The sequence below is a fragment of the Micromonospora sp. ALFpr18c genome (genome assembly GCF_008868155.1).
Taxonomy (GTDB): domain Bacteria; phylum Actinomycetota; class Actinomycetes; order Mycobacteriales; family Micromonosporaceae; genus Micromonospora.
In genome coordinates, this window is the sequence record NZ_WBKR01000066.1 from 17,698 (window position 1) to 28,360 (window position 10,663).

The window sequence follows — 10,663 nt, forward strand, 5'->3', positions numbered from 1 at the left end:
GTCGTCGATCATAAACACGGAGGTACGGTGCCCACGGTTCGAGGTGGTCCGGCGATCGGGCTGAGCGCGCAACTGGCCGTGCTGGCGGCGCTGGCCGCCACCGTGGGGCTGGGCGGTGCGGGCTGGCTGGTCGGGACCGGCTACGCGGTGGTCACCTGCCTCGCGTTGAGTCGGGGTCTGCGCCGGGCCGGCGCGTCCCGCCTCGGCCCGGCCGACCGGGTGACGTTGACCCGGGCCGTCCTGGTCGGCGCGGTCACCGCGCTGGTGGTCGACTCGTTCGTCCGGCCCGCGCCGGTGGCCCTGCTGGTGGCGGTGAGCGCGGTGGCGTTGCTGCTGGACGCGGTGGACGGCCAGGTGGCGAGGCGCACCGGCACGGTGAGCGCGCTCGGCGCCCGCTTCGACATGGAGGTCGACGCGTTCCTCATCCTGGTGCTCAGCGTGTACGTGGCACCGTCGACCGGCGCGTGGGTGCTGGCGATCGGCGCGATGCGGTACGCGTTCGTCGCGGCCATGGCGGTGCTGCCGTGGCTGAACGGATCGCTGCCGCCGCGCTTCTGGCGCAAGGTGGTGGCCGCCGCGCAGGGCGTCCTGCTGGCCGTGGCCGCGGCCCGGGTGCTGCCGCAGCCGTGGACCACGCTGGTGCTGGTGGCGGCGTTGGCGCTGCTGGTGGAGTCGTTCGGCCGGGACGTGGCGTGGCTGTGGCGCCACCGCCCGGCGCACCAGCGGCCCCGGCCGGCGTCGGTCCCCGTCACGGTGGCGCCGGCGAGGGTCACCGCGCCGCGCGTGCCCGCGCCGGTGGCACTGCCGCTGCTGCCGTCGGGCGGGCACACGCCGGTCGTCGTGCCGCCGCTGGTGCCGGTGCGCGCGATGGCGGCCCGCTCGGGCGCTACGGTCCACTCCGACTGGAGGCTGTGATGACCCTTCCCGACCGGTTACGCCGGCTGGCCGGCCGGCTGCGCCCCCGCTCCGCCGTGGCCGGCGACGCGCCTGGGCGTACCCCCGGGGTCTCGCCCGCGCGGCGCGGCCGTGCGCGGCGGGCGCTGGCGCCGGTGGGCGCGGTGCTGGCGGTGGTGCTGGTGTACGCCGTCCTGGTCGGCCCGGACCGGCTCGGCGAGTTGACGCCCGGCGCGTTCCTGCGCATCCCGCTGGAGGGGCTGCTCGTCGCCGCGCTGCTGCTGGCGCTGCCGGCGCGACCCCGGCGGGTGGTGGTGGCCGTGGGCGGGCCGCTGCTCGGCCTGCTGGCCATCGTCAAGCTCGCCGACCTGGGTTTCCGCACGGCCCTCGACCGGCCCTTCGACCTGGTGCTGGACTGGTTGCTGCTGGACGACGCGTTCGGTTTCGTCCGGGACTCGGCCGGTCGGGCCGGTGCGGTCGGCGCGGCTGTCGGCGCGGTGCTGCTGATCGGCGTGCTGTTGCTGACGGTGACGGTGGCGCTGCGGCGGTTCGGTGCGCTGCTGGTCGGCCACGAGCGGGTGGCGACCCGGGTGGTGGCCGCGCTGACCGTCGCGTGGGTGGTCTGCGCCGTCGTGGGGGTGCGGATCGTTCCGGGCGTGCCGGTGGCCGACGCCGGCGTCACGACGCTCATCGGCGCGCACGCCGACCAGGTCGACGCGCGACTGCGCGACCGTGGACGGTTCACCGCCCAGATCGCCGCCGACCCGTTCCAGGACGTGCCCGGTGACCAGCTGCTCACCGGGTTGCGCGGCAAGGACGTCGTCCTCGCGTTCGTGGAGAGCTACGGACGCGACGCCGTGCAGGATCCGGAGCTGGCGCCGCAGGTAAACGCGGTACTCGACGGCGGCACCGAGCGGCTGCGCGCGGCCGGGTACGACTCCCGCAGCGGCTTTCTCACCTCCCCCACCTTCGGCGGCGGCAGTTGGCTGGCGCACGACACGCTGCTGTCCGGGTTGTGGACGGACAACGAGCAGCGGCACCGCAGTCTGCTGGCCAGTGACCGGCTCACCCTCAACGGCGCGTTCCGGCGGGCCGGCTGGCAGACCGTCGGGGTGCTGCCGGCGGCCACCCAGCCCTGGCCGGAGCGGGGTTTCTTCTCCTACGACCGCTACTACGACGCCGAGGCGCTCGGCTACCGGGGGCCGAAGTTCAGCTACGCCCCGATGCCCGACCAGTACACCTTGTCGTTCTTCCAGCGGCAGGTCCGCGCCGACGCGGACCGCCCGATCATGGCGGAGATCCCCCTGATCTCCAGCCACTCCCCGTGGACGGCGGTGCCCCGGATGATCGGCTGGGACCAGGTCGGGGACGGCTCGGTCTACCACGGCCAGGCGACGGACGACGGCGGCGATGCCGATGACACCGGCCGGGCCCGGGCCGGATACCGGCAGGCCATCGCGTACTCCCTGGAGGCGTTGGTCTCCTACGTGCAGACGTACGGGGATGACGACCTGGTGCTGGTCTTCGTCGGCGACCACCAGCCGGCACCGGTGGTCACCGGCGAGGGGGCCAGCCGGGACGTGCCGATCACCATCGTCGCGCGGGACCGGGCGGTGCTGGACCAGGTCGCGGGCTGGGGCTGGCAGCCGGGGCTGCGGCCGGGGCCGGCCGCTCCGGTGTGGCCGATGGACACCTTCCGGGACCGGTTTCTGACCGCCTTCGGGCCGTCGACGCAGCCGCTGGCCGCGCCACGCTGATCATGGGCGGCCGATCGAATCGGACAAAACCCCCATAACTAGATAATTACCTCGCTACGCTCCCCTGGCACATCGGACACACAACGGGGGCGTGATGAGGGTTTCGTCGTGGGGTAGCCGCAGGTCGCGGGCGGCGGCGCTGGTCGCCGTCGGTGGCGTGCTGGCCGTCAACGGTCTACTGGTACCGGTGCCGGCCGCGTCCCCTCCCAACCCGGTACTGGTGGCGGTCGACGCCATCGGGCCGGTCGACCCGGTCGCCGAGGCGCTGAGCTTCGGGGTGATGACCGAGGGCAACGCGAACCTGGTCGAGAACGAGAACGAGGGCACCGCCGCCATCGGCGGTGATCTCACCTTCGGCAACTACCAGCTGGCCAACGCCACGGCCGGCTCATTCGTCGTACCCGGCGACGCCAACCCGAGCGCCCTGGTCGTGGGCGGCCGGGTGAACTTCGCCGGCAGCGTCGGCGGCACCCGCCTCCAGGTGCTCTCCAACGGGTACGCCAAGGTCGGCAACCTCACCGGCACGTTCGTCCGCGACACCGACAACAACGGCGCCCAGGTCAACACCCGGATCCTGCCGTCGGACAACTACGACGCGTCACCCCGGGTCGAACTGGTCACCCGGCAGCCGGTCCCCAGCGTCGGACCCACCTCGCCGATCAACTTCGCCAGCGCCTTCGCCGCCTTCCGGGACACCACCGCCGGTCTGGCCACCTGCGACAACACCGTCGTGCTGCGGACGCCCAACGGCGACGTGCTGCCCCGGCCGATCCCGCCAGGCAGCAACGCCGTGGTCACCCTCACGCCGGGCGTGACCAACGTGCTGAACCTGACCGCCGCCGACCTGGCCAACATCCAGATCCTGACCTTCGCCAACCAGCCGACCGCCGACACCCCACTGCTGGTCAACGTGGACACCAGCGCCGTCGGCAACACCTTCGCCTGGACCGCCCCGAACTTCGCCGGGATCGGCGGGCCGCAGGCGCGCTACGTCCTGTTCAACTTCCCGACCGCCACCGCGCTCACCCTCACCCAGCAGGCGGCCACGATCGAGGGCACCATCTACGCCCCCAACGCCAGCCTCACCGACCTGTCGGCCAGCAACACCGAAGGCAGCGTCATCACCCGTACGCTGGACCACCGCGGCGGCGAGATCCACTACTTCCCGTTCAGCACCACGCTGTCCTGCCAGGGCGCCACGCCTGCCGACATCGACCTGATCAAGTCGTCGACCACCGCGGTGATCACCAGTGTCGGCCAGCAGGTGCCGTACTCGTTCCACGTGGTCAACACCGGCGGCGTTCCGCTCACCAACATCTCGGTCACCGACGTGCAGACCCCGCCGTCGTCGAACGCCAACCTGGGGCCGATCACCTGCGCGACCACCACCCTCGCCCCCGGCGCGCAGACCGAGTGCACCGCCACCTACACCGTCACCCAGGCCGACCTGGACAACGACGGGGTGACCAACACGGCCACCGTCCAGGGCACCCCGCCCGACGGTCCCCCGGTCGTCTCCGATCCGGAGACACTGACCATCCCGGCGGAGGGTCTGACCGCCGCCGTCACGGTGGTGAAGTCGTCCACCACCGCGTCGATCGGCTCGGTCGGCCAGCAGGTGCCCTACCGGTACCTGGTCGCCAACACCGGCGGCGTGACCCTGACCAACGTCGCCATCACCGACGTGCAGACGCCACCGTCGTCGAACGCGAACCTCGGCCCGATCACCTGCCCGGTCACGACCCTCCCGCCCGGACAGACCACCACCTGCACCGCGACCTACACCGTCACGCAGGCCGACCTCGACAACAACGGCGTCACCGACGTCGCCACCGCGCGCGGCACCCCGCCCAGTGGCACCCCGGTCACCTCGCCACCGTCGACACTGACCATCCCCGAGGCCGGACTGACCCCGTCGATCGCGGTGACGAAGACCTCCACCGCCGCGTCGATCACCACCGTCGGGCAGCAGGTGCCCTACTCGTTCCACGTGGTCAACACCGGTGGGCTCACCCTGACCAACGTCACCGTCACCGACGAGCAGGCGCCACCCTCGTCGAACGCGAACCTCGGGCCGATCACCTGCGCCGCGACCACCCTCGCGCCCGGCGCGCGGACCGCGTGCACCGCCACCTACACGGTCACCCAGGCCGACCTCGACAACGACGGGGTCACCAACACCGCCATCGCACACGGCACCCCGCCCGGCGGCGGCGCCCCGGTGAACTCGCCGCCCTCCACGCTGACCCTGCCGGAGACCGGTCTGGTCCCCTCGATCGGCGTGCTGAAGACCTCCACCACCACCGAGATCACCACCGTCGGGCAGCAGGTGCCGTACTCGTTCCACGTGGTCAACACCGGCGGGTTCACCCTGACCAACGTCGGCGTCACCGACGTGCAGACCCCGCCGTCGTCCAACGCCAACCTCGGGCCGATCACCTGCGCCGCGACCACCCTCGCCCCCGGCGCGCAGACCGAGTGCACCGCCACCTACACGGTCACCCAGGCCGACCTGGACTTCGGGTCGGTCACCGACACCGCGACCGCGCAGGGCACCCCTCCCGGCGGTAGGCCGCCCGTGCAGTCCCCACCGTCGACGTTGATCATCCGCACCGGCGCCGTCTTCCCGGCCATCGCGCTGGTGAAGTCGTCCACCACCGCGGCCATCAGCTCGGTCGGCCAACAGGTGCCCTACCGGTTCCTGGTCGCCAACACCGGCGGCGTCACCCTGAACAACGTCACCGTCATCGACGTGCAGTCCCCGCCGTCGTCGAACGCCAACCTCGGCCCGATCACCTGCGCCGCCACCACCCTCGCCCCCGGTGAGACCACCGTCTGCACCGCCACGTACACGGTGACGCAGGCCGACCTCGACAACGACGAGGTCACCGACGTCGCCACCGCGCGCGCCGTTCCGGCGGGTACGGAGGAGCCGGTCGAGTCCGACCAGGTCGTGCTGACCATCCCGGCGGCCGACGTCACGCCGTCGATCTCGGTGGTGAAGTCGTCCACCACCACGTCGATCACCACGGTCGGACAGCAGGTGCCCTACCAGTTCCTCGCGATCAACACCGGGGGCGTCACGTTGACCAACGTGAACGTCACCGACGTACAGACCCCACCCTCGTCGAACGCGAACCTCGGGCCGATCACCTGCCCGCAGACCACACTCGCGCCCGGCGAGGCGACGGCCTGCACCGCCACCTACACCGTCACCCAGGCCGACCTCGACAACAACGCGGTCGTCGACGTCGCCACCGCGCACGGCACACCTCCGAACAGTGAGACGCCCGTCGACTCGCCGCCGTCCACGCTGACGATCCCGGAGTCCGGGCTGGTCCCCGCGATCTCGGTGGTCAAGGTCTCCGACGTCACCACGATCAGCACCGTCGGGCAGCAGGTGCCGTACCGGTTCCACGTGGTCAACACCGGCGGGCTCACCCTGACCGCCGTCAACGTCACCGACGTCCAGGCGCCGCCCTCGTCCAACGCCAACCTCGGCCCGATCACCTGCGCAACCACCACCCTCGCGCCGGGTGAGTCCACGGCGTGCACCGCCACCTACACGGTCACCCAGGCCGACCTCGACAACGACGGGGTCACCGACACCGCCACCGCGCACGGCACCCCGCCGGGCAGCGAGACACCGGTGAACTCGTCGCCCTCGACGCTGACCATCCCGCAGGCGGGGGTCGTCGCCGACATCGAGGTGATCAAGTCGTCGACCACGGTGGCGATCACCGCGCCGGGTCAGCAGGTGCCGTACACCTTCCTGGTGGTCAACACCGGCGGCTTCACGCTCACCGAGGTGACCGTCAACGACACCGTGCTGCCGCCGTCCCCGCGCGGCGAGTTGAGCCCGATCACGTGCGGCCCGCAGGACACCCCGAACGGCGAGGTGACCCTCGCGCCGGGCGCGTCCATCCAGTGCCGGGCGACCTACACGGTGACCGCGGAGGACTTCACCGGCTCGTCGCTGCGCAACGTCGCCACCGCCACCGGTACGCCGCCGGTCGGGCCGCCGCCGGTCTCGCCGCCGTCGCCGCTGGACATCCCGATCCCGCACCCGGCGATCGCCATCACCAAGTCGGTCACACCGACCGTGGTGTCCGCCGCCGGTGACGTGATCACGTACCAGTTCGTGGTGAGCAACACCGGCACGACCCCGCTCAGTGCCGTGACCGTCGACGAGACCGAGTTCTCCGGCACCGGGACGCCCGGGGCGATCACCTGCGGCACCCCGCCCGTCGCCAACGGCAGTGTCTCCCTGCCGGCCGGGGCGAGCACCACCTGCACGTCGACGTACACGGTCACCGCCGCGGACGTCGAGGCCGGCCGGATCACCAACACGGCCGTCGCCGCCGGCACGCCACCGACCATCCCCGGGCAGGACCCACCCGCACCGGTACGCTCCGGCCCGGCCACCGCCGAGGTCACGGCCACCCGGGGTGCGGCGATCACGGTGGTGAAGTCCAGCAGCACCGACAAGATCACCCGGCCGGGCCAGCAGGTGCCGTTCCAGTTCGTGGTCACCAACACCGGGCAGGTGACGCTGACCGACGTGACGGTCACCGACACCCCCACCGCGCCGGCCTCGCCGGCCAACCTCGGCCCGATCACCTGCGGTCCGGACCGGACGCCCAACGGGTCCGTCACCCTGGCGGCGGGCGCGACCGTGACCTGCGCGGCGACGTACACGGTCAGCAAGGCCGACTACCACCACGGTTCGCTGCGCAACAGCGCGACCGCGACCGGCACCCCGCCGGACGGCCCGGCGCCGGTGGCACCGGAATCGACAATCACCATCCCGGTGAAGGGCAAGCTCCCGATCACCGGTGAGTCGTTCCCGATCGGAGGCTGGATGGCAGCCGGTGTGCTGGCCGTGCTCCTCGGTGCCACGTTGCTGCTGATCGTCCGGCAGCGCAGGCTCCGCGCCTAGCGCGGACCGTTCGTGAGGGTCGGACCGGAGGGGAACCGGTCCGGCCCTCGCACGGACGCGGTGACCATCCAGGAGCCGTCGGTCTCGCGAACGGTGAAGGTCAACGGAAACGGCGCACCGTCACCAGTGGCTCACGACGATGCCGGTACGCCCTCCAAGAAGTCCGCGGATATCGGTAATCAGCGCGGGTGAGCAGGGCGGCCAGTTGAGGAACGTCACGGCGGGGGCGCCGATGAGTACGCCGAACTGGCCGCTCCAGTCGCCCACCGGCCCGCTCCAACCGCACTGGTCGCACGTGAACCCCGGCTCGTGACCAGCGGTCATCCACGCCTCCAGCCAATCGGCGGAGTCGGTGTACGACGCTGGTGCCGCGGCCGCGCACTTCGCGCATCGCGGCGCCTCGTCGTTCTCCACCGGGTGGTAGACGTCACGCTCGCCCCGGATGTCGACCCCGTTGTTCGCCGTGTCGAGGAAGCTGTCAAACCAGTCGACCGGCTCAACGACCGCCGTACGCGCGGCTGGACCTGGTTTCCATTCGCTCGGCTGCCAGAGCGCGTCACGACAGTCGTTGGGGACGATCACTCCACGGGCCAGCAGCAGGCCCTGTACGCCGAGGACGATCTCCTCGCGCGCGGCGGACGAGGTGTCGTCCAGCCGGACCACGGTCACGCTGTGCTCACTCACGTGGATCACCCCGCGTCCGCTGGTGCGTCCCTGCCGGGCGTGGCGGGGCGGGCGCGGACGTGCAGCCGTTCCCCCTGCGGGCCGTAGAGGCTCAGAGCCTCGGCCGTGCCGGGGCCGGGGTTGAGGATGAGGTGCGGGACGCGGGTGTCGAATTCGGCCACCTCGCCCGGCGTCAGGATCAGGTCGCGGTCACCGAGCACCAGGCGCAGCCGACCGGAGAGCACGTAGAGCCACTCGTACCCCTCATGGGTCTGTGGGGTTCGGCCCCCGGCGGACGGGTCCGGCGGGAAGATCTGCTTGAACGCCTGCAGGCCGCCCGGTCGGCGGGTCAGCGGCAGGTACGTGACGCCGTGGATGACGATCGGTTTGGGGCGTATCCGGGGGTCGCCGGTGGCCGGAGCGTCCACCAGCTCGTCCAGCGCCACCTGGTACGCCCGGGCCAGCGGGAGCAGCAGTTCCAGGGTGGGCCGGCGGGTGCCGGACTCCAGCCGGGAGAGGGTGCTCACCGAGATGCCGGTCAGGTCGGCGAGCTGGGTCAGCGTGGTCCCCCGCTGGTGGCGCAGGGCGCGCAGCCGGGGGCCGACGGCCGCCAGCGCGGCGGAGTCCTCGTTTGCCATAACGGCAAGGATACTTGCCACCTGGCCGGCGTCGACGGATGGTGGGTTGAGCCAACAGACCAAGGGAGCGACCGGTGGACGAGACATACGACGTGGTGGTGGTGGGCGGCGGCGCCGCGGGGCTCAGTGCAGCCCTGGCGCTCAGCCGGGCCCGGCGGTCGGTGCTGGTCATCGACTCGGGTGAGCCGCGCAACGCGCCGGCCGGCCACGTGCACAACTACCTGGGACGGGAGGGCACGCCGCCGGGCGAGCTGCTCGCGATCGGGCGGGCCGAGGTGGCCGGGTACGGCGGGCAGTTCCGCACCGGACGGGTGGAGGCCGCGAGCCGCGACGACGACGGCTTCCGGCTCACGCTCGACGACGGGAGCGCGGTGCGGGCCCGCCGGCTGCTGGTGGCCACCGGGCTGACCGACGAGCTGCCCGACGTTCCCGGGCTGGCGCAGCGGTGGGGCCGCGACGTGCTGCACTGCCCGTACTGTCACGGCTGGGAGGTCCGGGACCGGCGCGTCGGCGTGCTGGCGACCGGCCCGATGGCCGCGCACCAGGCCGAGATGTGGCGACAGTGGAGTTCCGACGTGCTGCTCCTGCTGCACGACGCCCCCGCACCGGACGAGGAGACGGCCGAACGCCTGGCCGCGCGGGGCGTCGCGGTGGTGCCCGGACCGGTCGCCGCGCTGGAGGTGACCGGGGACGCGCTCACCGGCGTACGCCTCGCCGACGGTCGGGTCGTGGCATTGGACGCGGTCGTCGTCGGGACCCGGACGACCCCGCGCGCCGACCTGCTGGTCGGGCTGGGCCTCGCCCCGGAGGAGGTGACGATGGGCGAGCACGTCATCGGCGCCCAGATCCCGGCCGACCCCACCGGCGCGACGACCGTCGCGGGCGTCTGGGTGGCGGGCAACGTCGCCGACATCCGGGGACAGGTCATCACGTCCGCCGCGGCCGGGCTCACCGCCGGAGCGGCGATCAACGCCGACCTGATCGCCGAGGACACCCGCGCGGCGGTGACCGCCTACCGGCAGATGGTGGCCACGACGTTCGAGCAACCGGCGTGGGAGGAGCGGTACCGGTCCAAGCCGGCGGTGTGGAGCGGTCGGCCGAACCCGCAGCTGGTCGCCGAGGTCGCCGACCTGCCCCCGGGACGGGCGATGGACGTGGGCAGCGGCGAGGGCGCCGACGCGGTGTGGCTGGCCGAGCGGGGCTGGCGGGTGACCGCGGTGGACATCTCGACCACGGCGCTGGCGCGCGCCGCCGAGTACGCCGACACCGCCGGCGTCGGTGACCGCATCGAGTTCACGCACGCCGACCTGCGCGAGAAGCCGCCGGCCGAGGAGGCGTACGACCTGGTGTCCGCACAATTCATGCACCTGCCCCCGGTGCAGCGCCGGGAGCTGTTCGCCCGGCTGGCCGCCGCGGTCGCTCCGGGCGGGGTCCTGCTGATCGTCGGGCACCATCCGTCGGACCTGTGGGCGTCGGCGCACCGACTGCACATGCCGGACATGATGTACACGGCCGAGGACGTGGCCGCCGACCTGGACCCGTCCCGCTGGGAGATCCTGGCCGCCGAGGCCCGCCCCCGCGAGATCACCAACCCCGAAGGCACCACCACAACCCACCACGACGCCGTTCTGCTAGCCCGCCGCCGCTAGCCCTGCATTCCGCACGTGGCTGATTGTCAACACCACTCGAGTGGGTCGATGTCGAGGAGTTCGAGGAGATGGAGTTGTAGGGGTGTGGGTTGAGGGATGGTGTGTGGGTTGCCGCTGGTCGCG

The 10,663-nt window shown here is 72.4% G+C and carries 6 protein-coding genes and 1 pseudogene; 5 read left to right on the plus strand and 2 right to left on the minus strand.

The window, feature by feature from the left end:
- The first annotated feature begins 27 nt into the window (after window positions 1-27).
- The 4 genes and pseudogenes from F8271_RS14390 (at window position 28) to F8271_RS33825 (ending at window position 7,590) form a co-directional block, all read left to right on the plus strand.
- A complete protein-coding gene (locus F8271_RS14390; protein ID WP_151490279.1) occupies window positions 28-915 on the plus strand; it encodes a CDP-alcohol phosphatidyltransferase family protein in 888 nt (295 codons plus the stop codon).
- A complete protein-coding gene (locus F8271_RS14395; RefSeq protein WP_151490280.1) occupies window positions 915-2,651 on the plus strand; it encodes a sulfatase-like hydrolase/transferase in 1,737 nt (578 codons plus the stop codon). The genes F8271_RS14390 and F8271_RS14395 overlap by 1 nt, the downstream gene beginning before the upstream one ends.
- 94 nt (window positions 2,652-2,745) lie before the next feature.
- Window positions 2,746-4,026 (plus strand): annotated as a pseudogene (locus tag F8271_RS33160) (choice-of-anchor A family protein); the annotation flags it as partial.
- 549 nt (window positions 4,027-4,575) lie between these two features.
- Window positions 4,576-7,590, plus strand: coding sequence for a hypothetical protein (locus tag F8271_RS33825; RefSeq protein WP_370461907.1), 3,015 nt, complete (start codon window positions 4,576-4,578; stop codon window positions 7,588-7,590).
- Between the two features lie 120 nt (window positions 7,591-7,710).
- Here F8271_RS33825 and F8271_RS14405 read toward each other — a convergent pair whose 3' ends face one another.
- Window positions 7,711-8,274 (minus strand): hypothetical protein, encoded by a 564-nt coding sequence (locus F8271_RS14405; RefSeq protein ID WP_151490282.1) that lies wholly within the window; start codon window positions 8,272-8,274, stop codon window positions 7,711-7,713.
- Window positions 8,275-8,279: 5 nt separating this feature from the next.
- Window positions 8,280-8,891 carry a helix-turn-helix domain-containing protein gene (locus tag F8271_RS14410; RefSeq protein WP_151490283.1) on the minus strand — a complete coding sequence of 204 codons (612 nt, stop codon included), beginning with the start codon at window positions 8,889-8,891 and terminating at the stop codon, window positions 8,280-8,282.
- 74 nt (window positions 8,892-8,965) lie between these two features.
- Between F8271_RS14410 and F8271_RS14415 the strand changes: the two genes are divergently transcribed.
- Window positions 8,966-10,540 carry a bifunctional NAD(P)/FAD-dependent oxidoreductase/class I SAM-dependent methyltransferase gene (locus F8271_RS14415; protein WP_151490284.1) on the plus strand — a complete coding sequence of 525 codons (1,575 nt, stop codon included), beginning with the start codon at window positions 8,966-8,968 and terminating at the stop codon, window positions 10,538-10,540.
- Window positions 10,541-10,663: the final 123 nt, after the last annotated feature.